We start from the raw sequence: 22,600 nt of genomic DNA, 5'->3' as shown, positions 1-22,600 counted from the left end.
GCGATGCCGCGCAAAACCATGATCGAAGCGATTCGCGACGCCATGGATGTGATGATGTCGCGCGATGACGACGTCGTCGTGTTCGGCGAGGACGTCGGCTATTTCGGGGGCGTGTTTCGCGCCAGCCAGGGCCTGCAAGCGAAATACGGAACGAGCCGTTGCTTCGATACCCCGATCAGCGAGCTCGGTATCGTCGGCATCGCAGTGGGCATGGCGGCTTACGGCCTGAAACCCTGTGTCGAAATACAGTTCGCCGACTACATGTATCCGGCTTACGACCAGATCGTCTCCGAGGCCGCGCGGTTGCGCTATCGCTCCAACGGTCAATTCACCTGCCCGCTCGTGGTGCGCATGCCGACCGGCGGCGGCATTTTTGGCGGCCAGACACACAGCCAGAGCCCGGAAGCTCTGTTCACGCATGTCTGCGGTATCAAGACGGTCGTGCCGTCGAACCCACGGGACGCCAAGGGCTTGCTGATCTCTGCGATCGAGGATCCCGATCCCGTGATCTTCCTCGAACCGAAGCGGCTCTATAATGGTCCATTCGACGGTCATCACGACCGGCCGGTAACGCCGTGGTCGAAGCATGATCTCGGCGAAGTCGACGACGGACATTTTGCAATTCCGCTCGGCAGCGCCGCGATCCGCAGGCCGGGTGAGGCCGTCACCATCCTCGCCTACGGGACGATGGTGCACGTCGCCGAGACCGCCGCGACCGAATCCGGCATAGATGCCGAGATCATCGATCTTCGCTCGCTGCTGCCTCTCGATCTCGACACCATCGAAGCCTCGGTCAAGAAGACCGGACGCTGCGTCATCGTGCACGAGGCGACGCTGACCTCTGGCTTCGGTGCTGAGCTCTGCGCATTGGTCCAGACACGATGCTTCTATCATCTGGAAGCCCCGATCGTGCGTGTCGCCGGATGGGACACGCCCTACCCGCATGCGCAGGAATGGGACTACTTTCCGGGCCCTGCGCGTGTCGGCCGCGCATTGATCGAAACGCTGGAGGCTTGAGATGGCCGAGCGCGTGGTCAGGCTGCCCGACGTCGGCGAAGGCATTGCGGAAGCAGAGCTGGTGGAATGGCACGTGAAGGTCGGCGATATCGTGCGCGAAGACGCCGTGCTCGGTGCCGTCATGACCGACAAGGCGACGGTGGAAATTCCCTCGCCGACGGACGGACGGGTCATCTGGCTCGCCGGCAGTGTGGGCGACGTTCTCGCCATCGGCTCGGACTTTGTTCGGCTGGAGGTAGACGGCAAAAGCGCGCCAGCGGCGGAGGCAGTGAAGTCGGCCTCGTCCACGGCAAGCACTTTGGCCAAAAAGCCTGACGTTGCCGCAAGCGCCCCGCGCATGGCGCGCGAGCCGCCCAACATGCTGAAGTCGCAGCCCTCTGCGGCGCCACCCCACCACGCAGGCGATCGGCCTCTCGCCGCCCCCGCGGTTCGGCTCCGCGCGCGGGAGGCAGGCGTCGACTTGCGTCAGATCCGCGGCACGGGTCCCGCCGGGCGGATCACCCATGATGATCTCGACGCCCATCTCGCGCGCGGCCGCACCGGAACGACGGCGACGCCGTATCCAACGCAAACCGCGGTCACCGACATCAAGATCGTCGGCTTGCGACGCAAGATCGCCGAGAAGATGTCCGTTGCGAGCTCGCGCATTCCGCACATCACTTATGTCGAAGAGGTCGATGTCACCGCGCTCGAGGATTTGCGCGCGAAGCTCAACAGCCAGAAGCAGCCGGGTAGACCCAAACTGACAATGTTGCCGTTCCTGATGCGCGCCATGGTGCGCGCGATCGCCGAGCAACAGCATCTCAATGCCCATTTCGACGACGAGGCCGGGATCGTTCACCAGCACGCAGGCGTTCATATCGGGATCGCCACGCAAACGCCGGCCGGCCTCGTGGTCCCCGTCGTCCGGCATGCGGAAGCGCGCGACCTCTGGAGTTGCGCCGCCGAGGTGGCACGGCTCGCGGAAGCGGCTCGGAACGGCAGCGCCACCCGCGACGAGCTCACCGGCTCGACCATCACCATCACATCGCTCGGCGCGCTGGGCGGGCTCGCGACGACGCCCATCATCAATCATCCGGAGGTCGCGATCATCGGCGTCAACCGTATCGCGATCCGTCCGCATTGGGATGGCGCCGCCTTCGTGCCGCGTCAGATGATGAACCTGTCGTCCAGCTTCGACCACCGGGTCATCGATGGGTTCGATGCAGCCCAGTTCGTGCAGCGGATCAAGACACAGTTGGAGACACCCGCCATGATCTTCATTGACGGGTAGGATGATGACCGAGATCACGTGCAAGCTCCTTGTCATCGGCGCGGGCCCCGGCGGCTACACCTGCGCGATCCGTGCCGGCCAGCTCGGCATCGATACGATCATCGTCGAGGCCGAGAAGGCGGGTGGAACCTGCCTCAATGTCGGCTGCATTCCTTCCAAGGCCTTGATCCATGCGGCCGGTGAGTATGAAACCATTGCGCGCGCCGCGGCGGGCGAGAGCGCACTGGGCATCACCACGGCGAAGCCGTCTCTCGACTTCGCCAAGACCATCGCCTGGAAGGACAATATCATCCGACGTCTGAACGGCGGTGTGGCCGGTCTCTTGAGAAGGGCCGGTGTCAGGCTCGTGGCCGGCTACGCTCGCTTCCGCGACGGCAAGACCGTCGAGGTCGAAACGCAATCCGGCCGGCAGGTGATCCATGCCGAAACGGTGGTGATTGCGACAGGCTCCGAGCCGGTCGCCCTGCCGTTTCTCCCCTTCGGCGGCCGGGTGATCTCTTCGACCGAGGCATTAGCGCTCACCGAAATCCCGAAGAAGCTTGTCGTGGTCGGCGGCGGGTACATCGGTCTCGAGCTCGGTACTGCATTCGCGAAAATCGGCACGGCTGTCACGGTCGTCGAGGCCGCGCCACGCATACTCCCGCAATATGATCGCGATTTGAGTGAGCCCGTCGCAAGACGCTTGACCGCGCTCGGGGTCACGGTTCTGACCGACGCAAGGGTGAAAGCACTCGAAGCCAATGGCACGGCGCTGGCGATCGAGACCGCCAATGGCGAGCAGGCTTCGCTCGCAGCCGACAAGATTCTTGTTACGGTCGGCCGCAGACCCGTGACGAGTGGCTTTGGCCTCGAGCAGCTCGATCTCGATATGGACGGACCATTCATTCGAATTGACGACCGATGTCGCACCTCGATGCACGGCATCTGCGCGATCGGAGACGTCACGGGAGAGCCGATGCTGGCGCATCGCGCCATGGCGCAAGGCGAGATGGTAGCCGAGATCGTTGCCGGCCGCCGTCGCGCCTGGGACCGGGTTTCGATCCCGGCGATCTGCTTCACTGACCCCGAGCTCGTCACGGTCGGCCTGTCACCCAACGAGGCGAGCAGCAGGGGATTCGACGTCAAGACGGACCTCTTCCCGTTCAAGGCCAACGGCCGCGCATTGACGCTGGATCGGGAAGACGGCTTCATCCGGACGGTCGTGCGAGCCGACAACCACCTCCTGTTGGGTATCCAGGGCGTCGGCGCCGGCATCGCCGAGCTTTCGGCAGCCTTCACACTTGCGCTGGAGATGGGCGCGCGGCTGGAGGATATCGCCATGACCATCCATGCGCATCCAACCCAAAGCGAAGCCTTTCACGAAGCTGCGCTGAAGTCGCTAGGGCATGCGATTCATATCTAAGCACAGGCGCCACCTGCGCAGTAGAGCTGCCAACTGGCGCCACAACGTGCGTCCGGTCACTGGTCATCGAGGGAGACCAAGGACGATCAAGCATCAGAGAACATGGTCCCACGTCTCAACAGATTGTGAGCTGCCGCTACCACGATGTTGCTGCAGCAGGACCGGTTTCCTCGATTGTCGTCCTATCGCAGAGAGATCGTGATCTGACTGATATTGGCCGCCAGCTCGAGTCCCGCCTTGGGGCCTTGCAGCACGATCGTCACGCCCTTTTCGTTGCGGAGGTGGGCGCCGCTGACGCCGCCGACCAGAGCAAAGCCACCGCCGACCGAACTGTAGGTGCCGGCAAAGTCGCCGACCTCGCGGATCCCGGAGGCCCAGCCATCGAGCCGGCCGACTGTCGCGCCGACCGTGATGCCGAAACTCAGGCCGCTGATCCTGAACGGATAGGACTTGCCACGATAGGTCAGCACGCCATTTCCGGCGCCGCCGCCGACCAGAAGGCCGGCCTTGACGATCTTGGCTCTGACGTGACCGGACGCCTGCGCCAAGGCTGGCGTCGCCGGCATGGTCAGTCCGAGTGCCAACAGGAGGAGCGCTATCAGGCCGAGCCTGCGCCGGCGCATGGACATGCGCCATTCAGGGTTTTGCGGCATCGACCTTCTTCCAAGTCTCATCGGGATCGAACAGCGTGGTGCGCTCGGCGACAAACGCCGTGCGCTTGCCGAGATCCTTCTGGTAGACGGTGCCGGCGTGATTGACCAGGAAGGTCATGATGCCCGAATTGCCGTACTCCGCGGGCCACGCGATCAGGGCGAAACCACCAATCATCTTGCCCTTGACCACATAGTCGAGCGCGCCGCCGGGCGCATCGCGGCCCTGCCCCTTGAGGATGCGGAAATAGTAGCCGTGATAGGGCGCAGGTCCGACGTCGCCCGCGCGATAGCCCTCCTTCGAGGCCTCGGCCGCCAGCGCGCCAAGCGGGCTCGGGTCGCTGTCGTCGCGCCAGAACAAGCCGTCCTTCTTGCCGGGCGATGAGACGATGCGCTGCGCATAGATGCCGGCGCCCTCACCGCGGTCCTTGTCGGCGTATTCGTTCTGCGCGTCGACAAAGGCGAGCGCGGTCTGGATCGCGTCGAGCTCGTTACGGCCGATGCGACGGCGCAGCACCTCGATGCGTCCCTCGTCGGTGTCGAACTCCCAGCCGGCCTTGGTATTGACCAGCGGAATCGGGAACGGGAAATCGTCCGGCCCCAGCATCAGGGTCGCCGTCTTGTTGCCCTCCGCCTTGATGCCGTGCTTGGCGTCATACATCGACGTGAAGCGCTGGCGGATGTCGTTGTCGGCGATCTCGTCGCCGGACGAGACGATGTCGTCTGCGGCGCGGCCCAGCACTTTCAGGATATCGTCTGGTCCGTTCTTGACCGCGGCTGCAAGCGCTGCCGCTGCATCTTCCGGCGTCTTGAAGGATTGCTGCGCCTGCGATGCTGAGCCAAGCAGCGCCAGCGCCACGAGTCCCGGCAACATCGCGCGACGGAGTGATTTCGAGCCGGTCATGGCGTCACCTCCCCAGGGATCTTCGCGCCGCCGGCGAGCCAGTCGCCATAGCTGCGGAATGTCAGTCCGAGTTTTTCGTAGCGAACCCGCAGATATCCATCGCTGCCGCGGGTCACGGCGGCAGGCATCACCTGCTCGACCTCCTGCGCCATGACGCCGACATAGGCCTTGTCGTTGCCGATGTAGCTGAAGCGATAATAGCCGAGGCCGTTCGAGAGATGGCCGAGCAGGACGATGTCATGCTTCAACGCGATGTCGGAGCGTCGGCCACCGCCGCCGCCACCACGGAAGCCGCCACCGCCGCCTCCGCGGAATCCACCGCCGCCACCGCCCCGCATTGCCATTCCGCCACCGCCGCCGCGGCCGGCCATGCTCGGTCCGCCGCCGCCACCGCGCGGCATGCTTGCCATGCTGGATCGTCCGCGCGCGGACGCCGCCGCGGCCGAGCGGCCGGAGGAGACGTTCATGGCACCGCCGCGATTGCCGCCACCACGGTTGGCTGCCGCACCGCCGCCGGCGCGGTTGGCGGCCTTGGCGCGATCTCCGCCGCCCTTGTTTGCAGCCTTGGCGCGGTCACCACCGCCCTTGGCACGATCCGCGGCTCCAGCGCGATCGCCCCCGCCGGGCCGATCGCCGCGGTTGCCCGCACGATCACCCGCACGATCGCCTGCGCGATCACCGGGACCACCACGATCACCAGCACGGTCACCGGCGCGATCGCCGGCCCGGTCTCCAGCACCTTGGTTGGGACGCAGCACCTGGTTGCCGTCACGGCCGCGGAAATCCATCCGGTCCGACACGCCGGCCTTCAGGTTGTTGTTGCCGAAACGCTGCTGAACGTTGCTATTGTTGTAGCGCACGCCACCGCGATGCGCCGGATTATGCTGCCAGCCGTTACCGATGTTGGTGGTGCGATGATTGACGTAGACATTGCGGTTGCCCCAATTGCAGCCGCCGCCCCAGTAATTGCCCCAGCGCCCGATCGCCCAAGCCGTGCCGAAAGCGAGGCCCGCCGCAACCACGCCGGCGCCGATATAGGACGGGTAGCCCCAATAATACGGCGGATACTCCGCATAGGGCCAGCTGCCATAGACCGTCGCCGGATCGTAATACGGCACGTACATCTCCGCGGGATTGGCCTGCTGGATCACAACGACCTGCTTGCCTTCCTGCGACTGGACACTGACCTTCTGCTGCTTGGTCGTGACCAGCTTCTTGTTGTCATAGGCCTTGTTGCGCAAGCGCTGGATCGCATCCATCACGTCAGGCTGCTGGGCGAGAAAGGCATCGCCGAGCTTCTTGGTCCAGTCGAGCTGATCGCTCATCATGGTCAGGACATCGGCGGTGCTGGCCAGCGCCTTGATGCTGTCGTCCCAGGCCTGCTTCTCGACCTCCGTCTTCAGCGCATCGCCCTTCAGGGTCTTGCGCTCCTTCAGCCAGCGGTCGGCCTGCACCACCTCCAACGGATAGGTTGAGGCGGCAAGCACATTGGCAAGGAGCTCGTCTGGATACAGTGCGATCGGCGCCACCAAGGCCTCGAGCTGCTCCGGCTTCAGAAGCTCGGCCGTCGGCGCAGGCGGAGGAGCCGGCTGCGCTTGCGGAGACGGGGCCGCAGGCGTCGTGTTGGTTTGCGCCGTTGCGGCGAACGATGTCGCCATGACGACCGCAAGCGCCATCAGGGTCTTGCCGCAGCGAAACATTGCATCCTCCCTTGCACTTCCAGGGTGGGACGATCGGGCCGGGACGCAGACGTTTGTTGATCGAGATCAACGAAACGAGGCCCTCGTGGCTGCTGCAGCGCGAGAGCCATGCGTCATTCGATCAGTTCGGCGTCCATCAGAAGCCGGCTCGGCACCGTCAGGCCGAGGGCATGGGCCGTCTTCATGTTGATGACGAGCTCGAACCTGGTGGCGAACTGCACCGGAAGCGACCGAATCTCGGCGCCGCGCAGGATGCGATCGACATAGCCGGCGCCGTCGCGAAATTGCTGGGTGAGATCGGCGCCATACGACATCAGCCCACCGTTCACCGCGTAGAAGCGGACCGCGAAGATCGCGGGCACGCGGCGCTGCGTCAGCAGCGCGATCGTCATCGCGCTCTGGGCCCCGAAGAAGCCTCCATCAGGCAGCACGACGAGGCCGCCGCCGTCGCGTGTCGCGGTCTCGATGGCCGCCGCGATCTCGGCTCCACTCCGGACACTGGCACCGGTAACCTTGAGACCGAGTCGGTTTTCCATCTGGTGCGCCGCCTGAAGATAGAACGGCGCATAGGGCGACGATTCCGGATTGAACAGCAGCGCCGCGTGGCTCATCCCCGGCACCATATCCTTCAGCAGACCGAGCCATTTCCCGCTCATCGAGTGCTCGTAGAGCGAGAAGCCGGTGAGATTGCCGGTCGGCCGCGCCAGATTGGCGACGAGGCCGGTCCCGACGGGATCGGAGAGCCCGACGAAGACGATCGGAATTCGCTGCGTGGCATCGCGCAGCGTCCGGGTCGTGCCCGTGCTGGTCGAAAGCAGTACGTCCGGCCCGGCGGCAATGAGCTCGAGCGCCTCCAATTGCTGGCGTGCCGGACTGGGACCCGGCCAGCGCACCTCCAGGCGATAGTTCTGGTTGGCGATCCAGCCACGATCGGTGAGCCCCTGCTGAAAGGCATCGACACGCATCTGCGCGCCGGGATCGCCGGCGACATTGCCGGTCAGCACGCCGACGAACGGCGCTCTGTCCTGGGCCCGCCCCAAGACCGGGAACGCCGCCGCGGCACCAACCAGCGACATGAACTCACGGCGTCTCATGGCCACCGACACTCCCCACATGCGCACCCATCCCGGTCATCGCGCAATTGCGAGAAGGAAACGGCTTCGCCGATCCCGTGAGCTTGATCAAAATCAAGACACCGGCGATCAGTGAAGGATCGGAAGACGGATCGTGAAGAGCGCGCCGCCCGCGGCCTGGTTTTCGGCAGAGATCGTGCCGTGATGGGCCTCGATGATGGTTTTGGCGATCGCGAGCCCCATGCCCATACCCTGGGGCTTGGTCGTGAAGAACGGATTGAACACGTTCGCAAGGTCGGAAGCGGCAATCCCGGGACCAGTATCGGAGACCCGGATCTCCGCTTCGTTGCCGACGCGCAGGGTCGAGACGCTGACCTGGCGTTTTCCGGGATCTGCGTCGAAGATCGCATCCATCGCATTGATGATCAGGTTGAGAACGACCTGCTGAAGCTGGATCGGATCGCCTCGGACATGCAGGTCGGCCAGGACAGGCGTGTAGATCAATGTGATCCGGCGTCCATCGGCGACGGCCCGCACAAGGCCGATCGCTTCGCGGACCATATCGTTGAGCTCGATGTCCTTGACCTCGAACGGCGTCTTTTTCAGAATACTGCGTAGCCTGCGGATGACTTCGCTGGCCCGCTGATCGTCACGCCGGATGTCGGCGAGGATCTGCCGGATCTCGTCGATGTCGGGCGAAGCGGCCTTCAGCATCAGCTCCGCAGTCTCGGCGTTGGTCAGGATGGAGCCGAGCGGCTGGTTCAGTTCATGGGCGATCGACGTGGTCAACTCGCCAACGGCCGAATAGCGGTTGGCGTGAGCGAGCTCGGCCAGACGCTGGCGTGACTCGACTTCGGCGATCTGGCGCCGACGGCGCTCATGCAGCATCCCGCTGATCAGGCCGGCCTGCACCAGAATGACGGACGCGATCAGCAGCATCTGCCAACGATAGCGCTCCCAGATGCTCTGTTCGCGAAACATGATTTCGCTGCCGGGAGGCAAACGGCTCTCGCTGATGCCCCAATGCTGCAATTGGCGCCAATCATATCTCGGCGCGGCGAATCCGATCGGCTCGTAACTGATGCTCGCTGGTTTCGCGCCGCCGAGAATGCCAATCGCCGCACTGACGGTCCTGGAACTCGTTTCCGCGATCATATGCATCGGTCCCCCGACAGTGCCGTCACCGAAGAACGGCTCCTGGTAGGAGAAGATCGGGGCATTCGCGGCCGCGTACAGGCTGCGCAAGGCGATGTCGCTCTCGTGGACGACCCCAGCCGCATCGACCGACATCAGCCCCCAGAACAGCGCGGTGTGCGGCGGCAGCTTTGAAACGCGCTTCAGGATTTCGTCGAATGACAAGTCCGAGTACCAGACCAGCTCGACCTCCTCGCCCAAGGGTTGCAGTTCCCGCTTGACCTCCTCCACCCAGAACTTCTCGAGCGGCGAGGCACCGATCACGACCACAATCGACTTTGTGTCAGGCAAAATCTGGAGAACGTTGCGGAACGCGGCCATGAAATCGTTGCGGATCGCCACGACGACGTCGTTGTCGCTGAGATCGGCGCGATTGATCAGCCGATGCTCGACCGCGGAGAGAATCAATGGCACATCAGGGAATAATCTTCCGCGGTATTTCTGCGCAAACCGGGCCGCAGGCGCGCCGATGCTCAATACGATGTCGGGCATCGCTCCCTGGTACAGCGATTGCAGATAGTCGACGAAAGGTGCCTCAGGACCGGGATTGTTGAAGCGCGCGGTGAGCAGCGCGTGCTCCTGTATATCGAGTGGCCAGGGCGATTGCCGTTCGAGCTTGGCCTTGATGTCGCGCGCATACTCGCTCCACGGCCGAAAATCACGGCCGAATGAATGCAATACCAGGACGCGCTTCAGCTCGCCGCGGAGACTCCGCTCGACTGCACCAACTCGCCCGGCGGACAGGCACACGGCGAAAAGCAGCGCGAGACAGTATAGCGCCGTCACGGCCCCTGGCCTGACCTTGGAGATGGACGTGCGCCCGCTCATGCTCCATCCTTGCAGCTCCAGCAACTGCTGTCGCGGAAATTCTAGCGGGAATTGCACCGCTGCGACAGGCCCCGGGGGCGGCTTCACAGCTCAATGCCCGCTCAGCACCAGCGTCTGGATCGGCAGCAGCAGCGCCTGGATGCGCAGCAGCAGCGCGTGCACCAGGCCGACACCGTCGACCACGTGCAAGGCGATCTTCCGGCTGGTCGAAGTCCCCTTGGCCGAGATCTCCTCGTGGTTGCTGGTATAGGCATTGACGACGCAGCTGCTGCCCGGCGTCACGCCTTCGAGGCCACCTTTGTAAAGCGGCTCCAGGAACACCAGGATGGTGCCGGGGCGGACGGCGTTCTGCGGATCGACCAATTGCTCCCCGGATCGGAATTGTCCGGCCGCGATGTAGTCCTGGACTGTCGTGATCACCATGGGGATGATCACCCATGGCCTGGAGATGCAGGTCGCTTCCGCCACCATGCCCTCTTTCATCACCTGTGCCTCGATCTGGCCGAACCCGGCCTGCAGCATCTTGCGGCCGGCCCCCTCCGGAATGAGAACGCCTGCGGGCCGCATGAGTTGATTGACGACGTCGCCGGGACGGATCAGGAATTGCTCGACGCGCCCATCGACACCGGCGCGGACCAAGGTCTTGTCGATATCCACCTGGGCCTGGTCGAGCGCGGCCTCCGCGCTGGCCTTCTGCGCCGGCAGCAGGATGGAGACCTGCATTGATACGGATTGCTTCGCGGCGGTCGCGGCATCGATCCCGGACTGACGTTGATCGACCAAAACCTGGAGCTTGTCGATATCACGCTGCGGAACGATGCCGGGATTGCGGCGCTGGAGCTCGGTCTTGACCTCGAGCTCGTCCTTGGCCTGCTGATAGTTCGCCTTCGCCTCCCCGATCTGCGCCTCGGCCTTGACCACGTCAGCCTGCGCCGTCTGCATGGCGGCATCGACCTCCGCAACCTTCCGCCTGGCGGTTTCGAGCGCGGCCTGCTGCTTCGAGGCGTCGAGCGTGAACAGCACGTCGCCCTTCTTCACCGGCTCGCTGAAGCCAACCTTGACCTCGGCAACGCGGCCGGAGCCTTCGGGCAGGATCGGCACGGTGCGAAAATAGAGCGTCGCCGATGACGTCGAAGGATGGAAGTAGAAGATCATGGTGATCAGCGACACCGTCAGCATCAGGCAGCCGGTGATGCCCCAGCGCAGCTCGTACCAGACCGAGAAGAAGGTGATCTCCTTGCCGAAACGCTTGCCCTGGGCGTAGCGGCGATAGAGATAGTCCGGCAGAATCGTCAGCAGCGAGCAGAACATCAGCTCAAACATGGCTGTGCTCCTTCTTTGCGGCTTCCGGCTTCTGTGCGGGAGGCGTCGCGGCCTCCGTCCGGATCTCTTCGCCACCGGCGGCAGGCGCTGCCTCTGCAATCTTCTCGACCGACCCGGCGATGCTACGCAGCGGGGTGCCGAAATCGGGAAGATCGATCAACGCGAGCAGGAGGCCGGCGACCCAGAAAATATGCATGTGCGTGAACAACGAGATCAGGCCGAGCACCGCGACGAGCTCGAACTGCAATTTTTGTGATTTGTGCGCCATCCGCTCGGGCAGGCTGTGCAGCTTCCAATAGAGCGTACCGACCCAGAGCACGGTGCCGATCAGGAACAGCCCCATCACAACCATCAGCGTATCGGTCCCGCTCCCCGGCGCCAGATAAAACGGCAAATGGTGCGGAGCCATCGGATGAAGCTGGTCGCTCAAAGCGTCTCTCCCGATCAAATGCGCATGTGCGATATTGTGTTCGGCAGGCTGCGGTTTGCTTGATTTGAATCAAGGGAACACCCTCCGCCCGACCTAGCCTTTCCTGGATGCTGATTGGATAACCATCAGGAGCCGCAAGCCATGCCCGGCCTCGACGATCTCATCCCCAACGCCGCCCAGATTCGGAAGGAAGCCGCCCTCAAGGAGGCCGAGAAAGCCGAGGAGTATGTCCGCCTCGCCGCCGCGGTCGAAGCCGAGAAGCGCGCGCTGATCGAGCGGCTCAGCAAACCCTCCGGCAAGAGCGAGGAGGAGAAGATCAAACTCGCCTCGACCATCATCCAGCGTGCGGTGCGAAACGGCCTGACGGAGGTGCTGGTCTATCGCTTCCCCAACTCGCTTTGCACCGACAGGGGGCGCGCCATCAACCAGATGGAAAAGGGTTGGGAGACCACTCTGACCGGCATCCCCAAGGAGATCTTCCAGCTCTGGACCGATTATCTGAAGCCGCGCGGCTATCGCATCGCCTACCAGATCATCGAATTCCCGGGCGGCGTGCCCGGCGATATCGGCGTGACCATCTCCTGGGACGATTAGTTCTGGGGCGATTGACAAGCTCAGCAGCGAGAGGACCGGCATGGCCAAGGATGCGCCCGCGGAGCGAATGAAGCGGAAGGACTATGAGAAGGAGCTGGAAAAGCTCCAGGTCGAGCTCTGTCACCTCCAGGACTACGTGCGGGCGAACAAGCTCCGGGTGATCATCGTGTTCGAAGGCCGTGACGCTGCCGGCAAAGGCGGCACGATCAAGGCGATCACCGAGAAGGTCAGCCCGCGCGTGTTCCGCGTCGTGGCGCTGCCGGCGCCGTCGGACCGCGAAAAGACACAGCTCTTCTTCCAGCGCTACATGGAGCAGTTTCCGGCGGGCGGCGAGATCGTGATCTTCGACCGGAGCTGGTACAACCGCGCCGGCGTCGAATATGTCATGGGCTTTGCTACGCCCGCCGAGCACCAGCGCTTCCTCTCCCTCTGCCCGCAGATGGAGAGATACGTCATCGACGGCGGTATCATCCTGATCAAGATCTGGCTCGAGGTCGGAATGGACGAGCAGGAGCGTCGCTTCCACGCCCGGATCGATGATCCCGTGCGGCAATGGAAGCTGAGCCCGATGGACCTGGAGTCCTACCGGCGCTGGTACGACTATTCGCGAGCTCGCGATTTGATGCTCAAGCAGACCAGTACGAAGGAAGCGCCGTGGTACATCATCCGCTCCGATGACAAGCGCAAGGCGCGGCTGAATTGCATCGCACATCTCCTCGGCGCGATTCCCTACAAGCGCATCAAGAAGGACAAAATCAAGCTGCCGAAGCGCTCCGAGAAGGGCCGCTACAACGACCAGGCCGGCCTGAAGGGGATGAACTTCGTCGCCGAGCGGTATTGAGACGCGAAAAGGGCTGCCGGTGAGGCAGCCCGATTGCCCTGATTGCCCTCCGGATCACTTCAGGCGGATCGTGACACCGCCGACGGCAGCCGACACTTCCGCGCCAACCCTCGGACCGCTGAGCTGAAGGATCACGCCATTGGCGTTCTGCAGCTGAACGGCGCCGGCGCCTGCGGCCACGGCTCCGCCCGCTCCTCCCACCGCATAGGAGCCTTCGATGGATGCAGGCCCCTTCAGATTGAGCGCCCGACCGACGAACTTCGTGGTCGAAGCCCCGACGGTGAGGCCGACGCTCATGCCGGAGACGGTGAATGGATATTTCTTGCCCCTGAGGACCAGAACGCCCTCACCGCCCCCGACACCGACGATGAAGCCGCCCTTGGTGAAGACGACGGCGACCTCGCCGGTCTCGGCACGCGACGGCGTGCTGAGACCGGTCAGGGCCGCAATCGAGGCAACCAGGGCGACGCCAACGGCAAGTTTCTTCATGACTTTCTTCCCCCTCTTGATCATTGCGCAAGGATCATTGCGAAGTAGCCGAACACGGTGAGCAGGATGCCCGAGACGGCATAACCGACCGGGAATCCGATCCAGGGCACGGAGCTCTGGATCTCGACCGCAGCCTCGCGGGCGGGGCCGGAGTGCGACCGCGCGCCGGCAACGCCGCCCATCAGCACGGCCGGGTTGATCTTGAAGACGTGGAAACCGATCGCCCAGACGATGAACGGCGGGATCGTGCAGGCAATGAAGCCGACCAGGAATATCTTCAAGGCGACTGCACCCGTGAGCTGCGACAGCAGTCCCGCGCCGGCATTGACGCCAACGATGGCGACGAAGACCACGAGGCCGAGATCCTCCAGCACGTTGCGCGCCGCGTTCGGCGTATTGCCGAAGAATCGCAGACGCGACACGATCGACGATACGATCACGCCCGACAGCAGCAGACCGCCGGCGTTGCCGAGGCCGACCTTGGCGCCGAATGCCGGGAATTCGATCTTGCCGATCAGGAAGCCGATGATCATGCCGACAGCCAGCGTCAGCAGATCGGTCGAGGTGTTGGACCTCGCGATCCGACCCCACATCTCGCCGAGCTCGTTGACGGCAGACTTCAAGCCGACCACGGAAACGATGTCCATCCGCTCCAGCTTGGTCTTGAGACCGGCCGGAATCTGCACACCGCCGCGCTCGACCTTGGTGACCTGCAGCTGGCCGGCGATCGCGGTGTCGCGGAAGGACTCGAAGGTGCGCCCCACCATCTCCTTGTTGGTGATGAGGATGTCCGCCTGGTCCATGGGAATGCCGAGCGTCTTGGCATCCGAGACCTCCGGACCGATCAGGCCCATCTTCTCGGTGAGATGCTCGGTCGAGCCGCCGAGGGCGACGATGTCGCCCTTCTGCAGCACGAGGTCGGCATCCGCGCCTTGCGGCTCGCCGTTCCGCCCGACATTGACGATCCGGTATTCCGGATTTATCGCGCGGAACTTCGCGATGCTCATACCGACCGTCGCCGGGTTCTCCAGCCGGTAGGCCCGCAGACCGAACTGACGATAGCCGGTCAGGCCGCCGCCTTCGAGATCCTTGACGCCGAATTCCCGCTCGTACTGCTTCGCGGCGGCCCTGGCGTCGACGCCCCACCAGCGCGGCAGGTATTTGCAGATCAGGATGATGCCGACGGTGCCCCAGATGTAGGTGATACCGTAGGACAGCGCGATCATGCCTGAGGCATCCTCAGGCTTCATTCCCTCGGGCAGCTTGACGACGCCCGACGTGACGGCCTGCTCGGCCGAGCCGATCGCCGCCGACATGGTCTGCGATCCCGCCAACATGCCGCCGGCTGCGCCCGGCGGGAGAGAGAACATCTTGGCGCCGATCACCACCAGCGCCAGTCCGATCACGCTCGATATCACCGCCAGGATGCAGAACTTCAGGCCGTCGCCCTTCAGGCTGTTGATGAAGGACGGCCCGACACGCAACCCGACGCCATACATGAAGAGATAGTAGAACAGGCTCTTGGCGAAATTGTTCAGCTCGAGCTTCACGCCGTAGGTCGACGACCACACCGAGACGCCGGCGCCGACCACGATGGCGCCGGCAACCATGCCGAGGCCATACCCCTTGATGCTGGCCCGGCCGATATAGACGGCGAGGCCGACGACGAAGAACAGCAGCAGGTACGGATTCTGCTGCAGGAACGTGAAAAAGCCCTGCATGTTCGATCCCCTCTAAGATGCCGCTTTCAACTTCGGCGTCGCGGCGGGCCTGGGCTTGCCGATCTTCGCCAAGGCTTCGGAGCGCACGAGCTTCAGCCCTTCCTTGGCGTCGTAGCCGTGGATCTCCTTCACATCGAGCTTGCGCATGAAGTCGATGGTCTCCTGCGTGATGACCTGACCGGGCACCATGATCGGGAAGCCCGGCGGATACGGGATCACGAAATTGGCCGAGACGAGCTCTGGTCCCGACTTGAGCCGGCGATCGATCTCGGGATCGTTGAGGCGGATGTGCTCGCAACCCGCCACGTCGTAGGCCGCGTAAAAGCCGCTGCGAATGTCGCCTTCATTGGTCTTGCTGCCGGCATCGCCGCGGAAGCTCGGGTGGAAATGCGAGAAGTTGGGCAGATCAGGTACGTCGGTCATCAGGCTCTTGACCCGTGCCTCGAACGTCTTCTTCGCATTGACGCCGCCCTGCGCCAGCCCGCGATCGACCTCGCCCGCGATCTCGGCGAGGACGCGGATGAGATGCGCGACGTCGCTGCGGGTGTTGTTGATGTTGGACTGGACCAGGACCGAGTTGCGCGAGGTCTTGTTGACCTGGATGTTGTACTCATTGGCGAGGATACCCTTGAACTGGGTGCCGTCATAACCGGCCATGCCGCACACCAATGTCATACGGGTCGGATCGAGGCAGAACTCGTCCTCGTCCAGGCTCTTGAGGGTGTTGACCCAATTCACGCCCGCGGCGAGATAATCGGTAAAGCCGCTCTGGCGATATTGGGCAGGCACCATGGCGTCGGCGCCGAGGATGCGGAAATACTTCGAGATCAGCGGGTTGTTGTTGACCGCCTGGCGAATGGCAAGCGCGATCTCCATCGCATTGGCCACGAGGCCGTAACCTTCCAGCTCCATCTGCCGCCTGGATATATCGAGGCTGGCGATGAGTTGCTGGTTCGGGCTGGTGGAAGCGTGGGTGAACACGGCCTCCTTGAACTGCTGCTCGACCGTGTGGAATTCGACGTCCTTGACCGAGAGCATGGAGCCTTGCCGGATCGCCGACATCGACTTGTGGGTCGAGTTGGTCTGGTAGACGCGCAGGCGGATCTGCCTGGGATCGGGAATCAGCCGGGTCTTGAGCAGCATCTCGTCCGACGGGTTCTTGCCGAGCTCGGCCTGCTGCTTCTCATAGGCCGCGACCGACTTCGGGTCGTGCATCCACGCCTCGATCTCGTTGGCCGCCCCCATGGCGGTGCGGCGGCGCAGGAACGGCGAGAAACGCGCGAAGCCGAACCAGGCCTCGTCCCAGAGGAAGATCAGGTCCGGCTTGATAGCGAGACATTCCTCCATCACCCGGCGGGTGTTGTAGATGTGGCCGTCGAAGGTGCAGTTGGTGAGGTCGATCATCTTGACGCGGTCGAGCCGGCCGTCGGCCCTGGCGCCGAGCAGCGCCTGCTTGATCGTCTTCAGCGGTACCGCGCCGTACATCGAGTATTCCGTCATCGGGAAGGCTTCGACATAAAGCGGCTGCGCACCCGCCAGAACCATTCCATAGTGGTGCGACTTGTGGCAGTTGCGATCGACGATCGCGATGTCGCCCGGCGCGAGCAGCGCCTGCACCGCCATCTTGTTCGATGTCGACGTGCCGTTGGTGACGAAGAAGACGCGGTCAGCGCCGAGCGCCCTCGCCGCTTTCTCCTGCGCCTTCTTGATGTTGCCGGTCGGCTCCAGCATGCTGTCGAGGCCGCCCGTGGTGGCGCTGCTCTCGGCCAGGAACAGGTTCGGCCCGTAGAATTCGCCCATGTCGCGAATCCAGTCGGACTTGAAGATCGACTTTCCACGGGCGATCGGCAAAGCATGGAACGTGCCGATCGGACGCTGCGCATATTTCTTCAGATTGTCGAAGAACGGGGTGTCGTAGCGATCCTGAATGCCTTCGAGGATGGACAGATGCAGCTCGAGAAGCTCCTCGACGGAGTAGAAGATGCGGCGAACGACGTTGGCTTCAGGGTTTCCAGCCAACTCCTCGACGTCGCGGTTCGAGATCATGTAGAGGTCGAGCTCGGGACGGACGCGCTTGATGATCTGGGCGAGCCGGAGCGCAGAGGCGTCGGACTCGTCGTTGAGGCCGGCCGAAGCCGTGATCGAGCGCAGCACGGGTGCATTGTGGCGCGAGCGCAGCCCGAAGCCTTCGTTGATGATGACGGCCGCGATATTGGGATTGAGCATGGTCGCGCAGAATGCATCTTCCAGGCTGCCGACGATGACAGGCTCATAGATGAAGCCATCGACTGGGCGCCGCAACTTGCGCCATTCGGCGGCGAGCGCCGGCCACTGACTTGATGATACGCCAGTCACGATCAGGGTTTCGAAATAGGGCCGGCGTGCCGTATGCGCACCGAACGTCGGTGGCACCAGCTCGGGCGCGTCGCCATTACCATCATCCTTCGCGCTCCAGTCGCCGGCATGCTGGCGGAAGGATCGTGTCGTCAGGGCTTGGGTAATCCGCGTCGCAAGGGCGAGCGTCGTTGCCCCATCGCCTGCGGAGGCCGCTTCCCGCAGTGCCGCCATCAGCTGCAGCCCGGGATAGCCGTAGAACTCCTCCGTCACCGAGAGCTCGGCCAGTGCCGCATCGTAGACCGCCCGATTGCCGACGCGAGCCCACGCCTTCGCGGCCTCCACGAGGTCGCGCCAGTCATCAGCCCGCGCGCCGGGCCCGGAAAAGAACTGATCGATCCGCTTTTGCGCCGGCTTGGTGTCCTTGGACATGTGTCTCTCCCGATCCTCGGCGGTGCCTTGATGGTCACTCGATGGTCATTTGATGCCAGTTGGGGCGAAGCTGAGCGTGATCGTGAGTTCGGCGCCGCTGGCTCCATTGATCCAAGTCAACGGTCGGACGCATTCTGGCGAGACCGTCGGCCGCAGCGGTCATTCGCATTGCAACACGCCCGCTCAGGCCGTCCGCTGCGCCGTCACGGCCTGCTCGTCGCCGAGAACGCTGTCGAGCGATCGCAGCCACTGGCTGCTATTCGTCCTCTCCGCCAGCCCTTCCGCCCGCAAGAGGTCGCGGAGCTGCGCGTGCGCGCCGACGATAGAGAAAATGACCTTTCGCGCGGCGAGCTCGTCGTAGAGGTCGTGCAGCATGCCCGCGCCGGCGAGGTCGATATAGGGCGAGGCCGAGAGGTCGCAGACCACCAGCCGGATCTCGGGCGAGCGCCGAAGCGCGATCAGGACGGTTTCGAGGATCGTCTCGGCGTTGATGTAGAGCAGCGAGGCTTCGGGCCGGAACGCGATGACGCCGATCAAGGGCTCGACGTCCGCGTGCCTTGAACTGTCCGAATAACGGCCGCTGCCGGGCAAGCGGCCGAGGAACGCGACGTTTGGCCGCGAGGCCCGGGCCAGCAGCAAAAGGATCGAAGCGATCGACGCCAGCAGCACGCCTTGCAGGATTCCGAGCAATAGCACGGAGACCAGCGCAATTGTTGCGGCGTAGAAGTCGATCCGGCTGACCTGCCACATCCGCACCAGCGCGCGAACGTCGACGAGCTTGTAGACGGCGGCAAAGACGATGGCTGCAAGCACGGCCTTGGGCAGGTTGGTCAAGAGTCCCGTGAAGAACAGAAGGCACAGCCCGAGCGTCACCGAGCAGATCACCAAAGCGAGCGGCGTCCGTGCGCCGGCGCTGTCATTGACGGCCGATTGCGACAGCCCGCCGGCAACCGGATAGCCATGGCCGAAGGCGACGACGAGGTTCGCGGCGCCCAGCCCCAGGAACTCCTGCCGGACATCGAGGGGATAGCCGTGCTTGGCGGCGAAGCTGCGGGCGGCCGAAACGCCCTCGATATAGGCCAGCAGGATACACCCTGCGGCGAGCGGGAAGAGATCGTCGAAGTCCAGCAGGCCGAGCGTCGGAATGCCCAGGGCCGGCAAACCTTCCGGTATCTTCCCGGTGACGGGCACGCCGAGCGCCGGCAGGCCGAGCAGCGTCGCCGTCCCGATCGCGAGCGCGACGATGGTGATGCCGACCGGCTTTCCCGGAAGGAGCCGCTCGCCAAACAGGAGCAGCAAGAGCGCGACAGCGCCAACCGCGAGCACGAGCAGGTTGACGGTCCCGAGCTGCCCGACCAGCTTGATGGCCCGATCGAAGAAATTGTGGCCGCCGCCGGCAACGCCGAGCAGGCTCGGCAGCTGGCTCATGATGATCGTGAGCCCGGCACCGGCCTTGAAGCCGACCAGGATGCTGTCGCTGACGAGGCGGACCAGCACGCTCAGCTTGAACAACCACGCGATGAAGCACAGCACCGCCACTGCAAAGGCCGCAAGGCTCGCGATCTGCGCATAGCGGATCGCATCGCCTCCGGCCAGCGCGCCGACCGTGCCCGCGATCATCAGGGAGATCGCCGAAGTCGGCCCGATCGCAAGTTGCCGCGACGCCCCCAACAGCGCGTAGCCGAGGCCGCCGAGCATATAGCCGTAAACGCCGATCTGAGGCGGCAGGCCGGCCAGCGCGGCATAGGCGAGCGAAACCGGGATGGCGTAAGCAGCCAGGGTGACGCCGGCGACGGCGTCGGAGGAAAACCACTCTCGCCGGTAGGCGCCAAGCCAGCCGGCCGGCGGGAAGAACCGTATCCATCGAGGTTCGGACGGCGCACTCATTGGACCGCCCTCTGATGCGACGCTTCGCAGCGCAGCAAGACGACCAACAGCGCGACCACGGGAAGGCCGAGCGCGAGGTCCGGAATAGCCTTGGTGGCGAAGGCGCCCAGCGCGGCGCCCAAGCCGAACACGGCGCACAAGGCGAAGAAGATGCCCGACCGACGCAGCGTCCCCAGCGGCGCGCCTCCGGCGGCGGCCAAAAAGACAGCCTCGATCGCCTGGCGCATGTTGCCCGTGATCATCACCGTGCTGCAAACAACGCCCTCGACCCTGGTGAAGATCGCGGTCTGCATCGCGGCGACGAACGAGATGCCGAGCGTTCCAGCCAGATCCGGTAGCCTGTTGTGCAGGATGCTGATCGCGATCAGCAGCAATATCTCGAGCAGGGTGCTGATTGCGCTGGCCCGCTCGCCCGCAGCGCGGCGCAGCCATGCGGCAATCACGATACCGGCGGCAAAGGCGAGAAGCGGCGGCACGAAGTGAAACGCCTTCGTCCAGTCGCCGGCCGTCGCATAAACCCAGAGGAAGATAAGGTTAGCCGTCTGGGCATTCGCCATGACGCCGTGGACGATCCAGGTATAGGCGTCGATATAGCCGCCGACGAAGGCGAGCAGCAGGACGATCTCCACGGTTTCGTCGCGGCGGATGGCGCCGGCCGCGAGGTCGAGAGCGCTCATGTTGATGATGCCGGCTGTCGCGAATTCCGCATCATCCGATAGGCGGTGCCTTGCCGCTCGCAGGGCTTGATCTGGATCAAGCAATGCCCGCGATTTCCCGACTGAGATCTCGGCAAAGCGCCGGGGGAAATGCGACATGGATACCGTCAGGTGGATCATCTCCACCGCTCCCGAAATCTTTCTGCTGCTGGCCGTCGCCATCGGCACGATCCTCGGCCGAGTCCGGATCCGCGGCTTTGCCGTCGGGACCACAGCCTGCATCCTGATCGTTTCCGTGCTGCTCGGACAGCTCGGCAGTTTTGCGTTCCCGCCGCTGCTCCGCGTCATCCTGTTCAGCCTGTTCGTGTTCACCATCGGCTACCGGTCCGGGCCCGAGTTCTTCGCCTCCTTGAGCGTCCGCACGCTCGCGCAGGTCGCCATGGCGCTGGTGCTGGGCGGCACCGGACTGGTCGTCGTCCTGTTGTTTGCTCACGGCTTCCGGCTCGATCCCGGCACCGCCTCCGGGATCGCGGCCGGAGCCTTGACGCAATCGTCGGTCATCGGGACCGCCTCAGGCGCATTGGCCCAGCTCGGCCTGCCCAAGGATGTGCTGAGCCAGCAGGAGGCGAACATCGCGGCGGGCTACGCCGTGACCTACGTGCTCGGTTATATCCTGACGCTGCTGTTCGTCCCCTTCGTCGCGCCGAAATTGATGCGGATCGACCTGAAGGCTGAGGCGAAGAAGCTCGAGGCAGAGCTTGCCGGCGGCGAACCGCCCAAAACCGAAAATCTCTCTTATCGCAAGTTCCAGGCCCGCGCCTATCGCGTGACCGCGGGCGCCGGGCGCACCGTCAAGTCGATCGAGGAGGAAATCGGCAGCCGCACGGTCGTCGAGCGCATCGTCCGCCAAGGCGCGGACATCGAGCCACATTTGGAGACCATGCTCGAGGCCGGTGACGACATCGTCATCGCCGGCCGGACTGCGGTCATCGTCGCCGCCAAGCCGATCATCGGCACCGAGATCGACGCCGACGAAATCTTGAAGGCCGTCCCGGGCAACGTGCTGGAGGTGCTCGTGGACAATCGCCATCTCCATGGCCGCTCGATCCAGGAGATCGCGGCGCGCGTCGGCACTGACGCCCGGGGCGTTTTTCTACGCGCCCTCACCCGCATGGGCCGCGAGGTTCCCTTGAGCGCGGACACACGGATCTATGTCGGCGACGTCATGACGCTGGTCGGCAGCACGCGCAATATCGAACGTGCGGCAAAGGCCATCGGCCAGATCCTGCGGTCGGGTGATCGCGCCGACATCGCCTTTCTCGCCGCCGGCATTGCGGCCGGCCTGCTCGCGGGGCTCGTCAGCTTCAGGATCGGCGGCGTCGCGCTCACGCTTGGCGGTGGCGGCGGCGCGCTGATCGCGGGCCTCGTCTGCGGCTGGCTGCGGTCACGCAAGCCGACCATGGGCGCATTGCCGCCGGCGGCGCAACAGACCCTGAGCGATCTCGGACTCGGCGGCTTCATCGCGGCGATCGGGCTCGGCAACGGCGCCGCAGCCTGGGCCGCGATCCAGGCCCACGGGCTGCTTCTGGTCGGCATGGGTCTCGTCATCACGCTCGTGCCGCTGATCGTCGCGACGCTGTTTGCCTTCTATGTGCTGCGCATGAACCCGGTCGTGACCTGCGGCGCACTGGCCGGCGCCATGACCGTCGATGCCGCGGTGACCGGCGCGTGCGAGGTGGCCGAGAGCCAGACCCCGGTCCTCGGCGTCGCCGTGCCCTATGCGGTCGGAAACGTGGTGCTCACCGTGCTCGGGCCGATCATCGTAGCGGCAACCTACAGCGGATGACGGAGA

Annotated in this window: 18 protein-coding genes; 6 read left to right on the top strand and 12 right to left on the bottom strand. The window is 64.3% G+C overall.

What is annotated here, in order from left to right; all coding sequences use genetic code 11:
- Window positions 1-3 precede the first annotated feature (3 nt).
- The 3 genes from GGD66_RS21275 to lpdA are packed head-to-tail and all read left to right on the top strand — an operon-like array spanning window position 4 to window position 3,692.
- On the top strand, window positions 4-1,017 hold the full coding sequence (locus tag GGD66_RS21275; protein WP_183258896.1) for an alpha-ketoacid dehydrogenase subunit beta: 1,014 nt from the start codon (window positions 4-6) through the stop codon (window positions 1,015-1,017).
- Between the two features lies 1 nt (window position 1,018).
- Window positions 1,019-2,290 (top strand): dihydrolipoamide acetyltransferase family protein, encoded by a 1,272-nt coding sequence (locus tag GGD66_RS21270; protein WP_183258895.1) that lies wholly within the window; start codon window positions 1,019-1,021, stop codon window positions 2,288-2,290.
- A gap of 4 nt (window positions 2,291-2,294) precedes the next feature.
- On the top strand, window positions 2,295-3,692 hold the full coding sequence (lpdA, locus tag GGD66_RS21265; protein WP_183258894.1) for a dihydrolipoyl dehydrogenase: 1,398 nt from the start codon (window positions 2,295-2,297) through the stop codon (window positions 3,690-3,692).
- A gap of 182 nt (window positions 3,693-3,874) precedes the next feature.
- Here the strand turns inward: lpdA and GGD66_RS21260 are convergent, their stop codons facing one another.
- The 7 genes from GGD66_RS21260 to GGD66_RS21230 all read right to left on the bottom strand — a co-directional run bounded on the left by GGD66_RS21260 (window position 3,875) and on the right by GGD66_RS21230 (window position 11,773).
- A complete protein-coding gene (locus GGD66_RS21260; RefSeq protein ID WP_409333960.1) occupies window positions 3,875-4,321 on the bottom strand; it encodes a hypothetical protein in 447 nt (148 codons plus the stop codon).
- Between the two features lie 7 nt (window positions 4,322-4,328).
- Window positions 4,329-5,246 (bottom strand): DUF2950 domain-containing protein, encoded by a 918-nt coding sequence (locus GGD66_RS21255; protein ID WP_183258892.1) that lies wholly within the window; start codon window positions 5,244-5,246, stop codon window positions 4,329-4,331.
- A complete protein-coding gene (locus tag GGD66_RS21250; RefSeq protein ID WP_183258891.1) occupies window positions 5,243-6,946 on the bottom strand; it encodes a DUF3300 domain-containing protein in 1,704 nt (567 codons plus the stop codon). Before GGD66_RS21250 ends, GGD66_RS21255 begins: the two co-directional genes overlap by 4 nt.
- A gap of 113 nt (window positions 6,947-7,059) precedes the next feature.
- Entirely contained in the window at window positions 7,060-8,040 is a 981-nt protein-coding gene (locus GGD66_RS21245; RefSeq protein WP_183258890.1) for an ABC transporter substrate-binding protein, read from the bottom strand.
- A gap of 108 nt (window positions 8,041-8,148) precedes the next feature.
- Window positions 8,149-10,041 (bottom strand): HAMP domain-containing sensor histidine kinase, encoded by a 1,893-nt coding sequence (locus tag GGD66_RS21240; RefSeq protein ID WP_183258889.1) that lies wholly within the window; start codon window positions 10,039-10,041, stop codon window positions 8,149-8,151.
- Window positions 10,042-10,131: 90 nt separating this feature from the next.
- Window positions 10,132-11,364, bottom strand: a complete 1,233-nt coding sequence (locus tag GGD66_RS21235; protein ID WP_183235931.1) for an HlyD family secretion protein — start codon at window positions 11,362-11,364, stop codon at window positions 10,132-10,134.
- Entirely contained in the window at window positions 11,357-11,773 is a 417-nt protein-coding gene (locus GGD66_RS21230) for a hypothetical protein (protein ID WP_049814962.1), read from the bottom strand. The genes GGD66_RS21235 and GGD66_RS21230 overlap by 8 nt, the downstream gene beginning before the upstream one ends.
- A 162-nt stretch (window positions 11,774-11,935) precedes the next feature.
- On the opposite strand from GGD66_RS21230, the gene GGD66_RS21225 reads away from it, so the two are divergent.
- Window positions 11,936-12,388 carry a hypothetical protein gene (locus GGD66_RS21225; RefSeq protein WP_018319937.1) on the top strand — a complete coding sequence of 151 codons (453 nt, stop codon included), beginning with the start codon at window positions 11,936-11,938 and terminating at the stop codon, window positions 12,386-12,388.
- A 40-nt stretch (window positions 12,389-12,428) separates the two neighbouring features.
- Complete coding sequence (ppk2, locus tag GGD66_RS21220) at window positions 12,429-13,229, top strand: polyphosphate kinase 2 (RefSeq protein WP_018319936.1); 801 nt, start codon at window positions 12,429-12,431, stop codon at window positions 13,227-13,229.
- 54 nt (window positions 13,230-13,283) lie between these two features.
- On the opposite strand, the gene GGD66_RS21215 is transcribed toward ppk2, so the two are convergent.
- The 5 genes from GGD66_RS21215 to GGD66_RS21195 form a co-directional block, all read right to left on the bottom strand.
- On the bottom strand, window positions 13,284-13,718 hold the full coding sequence (locus GGD66_RS21215; RefSeq protein WP_183258888.1) for a hypothetical protein: 435 nt from the start codon (window positions 13,716-13,718) through the stop codon (window positions 13,284-13,286).
- A gap of 20 nt (window positions 13,719-13,738) precedes the next feature.
- Window positions 13,739-15,439 (bottom strand): aspartate:alanine exchanger family transporter, encoded by a 1,701-nt coding sequence (locus GGD66_RS21210; protein ID WP_183258887.1) that lies wholly within the window; start codon window positions 15,437-15,439, stop codon window positions 13,739-13,741.
- A 12-nt stretch (window positions 15,440-15,451) separates the two neighbouring features.
- Window positions 15,452-18,205 (bottom strand): decarboxylase, encoded by a 2,754-nt coding sequence (locus GGD66_RS21205; RefSeq protein WP_183258886.1) that lies wholly within the window; start codon window positions 18,203-18,205, stop codon window positions 15,452-15,454.
- A 183-nt stretch (window positions 18,206-18,388) separates the two neighbouring features.
- Window positions 18,389-20,092 carry a SulP family inorganic anion transporter gene (locus GGD66_RS21200; protein WP_183258885.1) on the bottom strand — a complete coding sequence of 568 codons (1,704 nt, stop codon included), beginning with the start codon at window positions 20,090-20,092 and terminating at the stop codon, window positions 18,389-18,391.
- Window positions 20,089-20,769, bottom strand: coding sequence for a YoaK family protein (locus GGD66_RS21195; RefSeq protein WP_183258939.1), 681 nt, complete (start codon window positions 20,767-20,769; stop codon window positions 20,089-20,091). Before GGD66_RS21195 ends, GGD66_RS21200 begins: the two co-directional genes overlap by 4 nt.
- Before the next feature lie 136 nt (window positions 20,770-20,905).
- Here GGD66_RS21195 and GGD66_RS21190 point away from each other — a divergent pair, with 136 nt between their 5' ends.
- Entirely contained in the window at window positions 20,906-22,594 is a 1,689-nt protein-coding gene (locus GGD66_RS21190; protein WP_183258884.1) for an aspartate:alanine exchanger family transporter, read from the top strand.
- The last annotated feature ends 6 nt before the right edge of the window (window positions 22,595-22,600 follow it).

This window comes from Bradyrhizobium sp. CIR48 (assembly GCF_014198315.1).
In the GTDB taxonomy this organism is placed as follows: Bacteria; Pseudomonadota; Alphaproteobacteria; order Rhizobiales; family Xanthobacteraceae; genus Bradyrhizobium.
Note: the sequence above shows the minus strand (reverse complement) of the source record. Positions and strands in the feature narration are given on the sequence as shown.

Excerpts from the sequence above, each read along its gene's own strand:
- GGD66_RS21215 (WP_183258888.1), bottom strand. The coding sequence starts at position 13,718 with ATGAAGAAACTTGCCGTTGGCGTCGCCCTGGTTGCCTCGATTGCGGCC.
- GGD66_RS21245 (WP_183258890.1), bottom strand. The coding sequence starts at position 8,040 with ATGAGACGCCGTGAGTTCATGTCGCTGGTTGGTGCCGCGGCGGCGTTC.
- GGD66_RS21190 (WP_183258884.1), top strand. The coding sequence starts at position 20,906 with ATGGATACCGTCAGGTGGATCATCTCCACCGCTCCCGAAATCTTTCTG.
- GGD66_RS21240 (WP_183258889.1), bottom strand. The coding sequence starts at position 10,041 with ATGAGCGGGCGCACGTCCATCTCCAAGGTCAGGCCAGGGGCCGTGACG.
- GGD66_RS21195 (WP_183258939.1), bottom strand. The coding sequence starts at position 20,769 with ATGAGCGCTCTCGACCTCGCGGCCGGCGCCATCCGCCGCGACGAAACC.
- GGD66_RS21255 (WP_183258892.1), bottom strand. The coding sequence starts at position 5,246 with ATGACCGGCTCGAAATCACTCCGTCGCGCGATGTTGCCGGGACTCGTG.
- GGD66_RS21205 (WP_183258886.1), bottom strand. The coding sequence starts at position 18,205 with ATGTCCAAGGACACCAAGCCGGCGCAAAAGCGGATCGATCAGTTCTTT.
- ppk2 (WP_018319936.1), top strand. The coding sequence starts at position 12,429 with ATGGCCAAGGATGCGCCCGCGGAGCGAATGAAGCGGAAGGACTATGAG.
- GGD66_RS21225 (WP_018319937.1), top strand. The coding sequence starts at position 11,936 with ATGCCCGGCCTCGACGATCTCATCCCCAACGCCGCCCAGATTCGGAAG.
- GGD66_RS21275 (WP_183258896.1), top strand. The coding sequence starts at position 4 with ATGCCGCGCAAAACCATGATCGAAGCGATTCGCGACGCCATGGATGTG.
- GGD66_RS21210 (WP_183258887.1), bottom strand. The coding sequence starts at position 15,439 with ATGCAGGGCTTTTTCACGTTCCTGCAGCAGAATCCGTACCTGCTGCTG.
- lpdA (WP_183258894.1), top strand. The coding sequence starts at position 2,295 with ATGACCGAGATCACGTGCAAGCTCCTTGTCATCGGCGCGGGCCCCGGC.
- GGD66_RS21260 (WP_409333960.1), bottom strand. The coding sequence starts at position 4,321 with ATGTCCATGCGCCGGCGCAGGCTCGGCCTGATAGCGCTCCTCCTGTTG.
- GGD66_RS21235 (WP_183235931.1), bottom strand. The coding sequence starts at position 11,364 with ATGTTTGAGCTGATGTTCTGCTCGCTGCTGACGATTCTGCCGGACTAT.
- GGD66_RS21270 (WP_183258895.1), top strand. The coding sequence starts at position 1,019 with ATGGCCGAGCGCGTGGTCAGGCTGCCCGACGTCGGCGAAGGCATTGCG.
- GGD66_RS21250 (WP_183258891.1), bottom strand. The coding sequence starts at position 6,946 with ATGTTTCGCTGCGGCAAGACCCTGATGGCGCTTGCGGTCGTCATGGCG.
- GGD66_RS21230 (WP_049814962.1), bottom strand. The coding sequence starts at position 11,773 with ATGGCTCCGCACCATTTGCCGTTTTATCTGGCGCCGGGGAGCGGGACC.
- GGD66_RS21200 (WP_183258885.1), bottom strand. The coding sequence starts at position 20,092 with ATGAGTGCGCCGTCCGAACCTCGATGGATACGGTTCTTCCCGCCGGCC.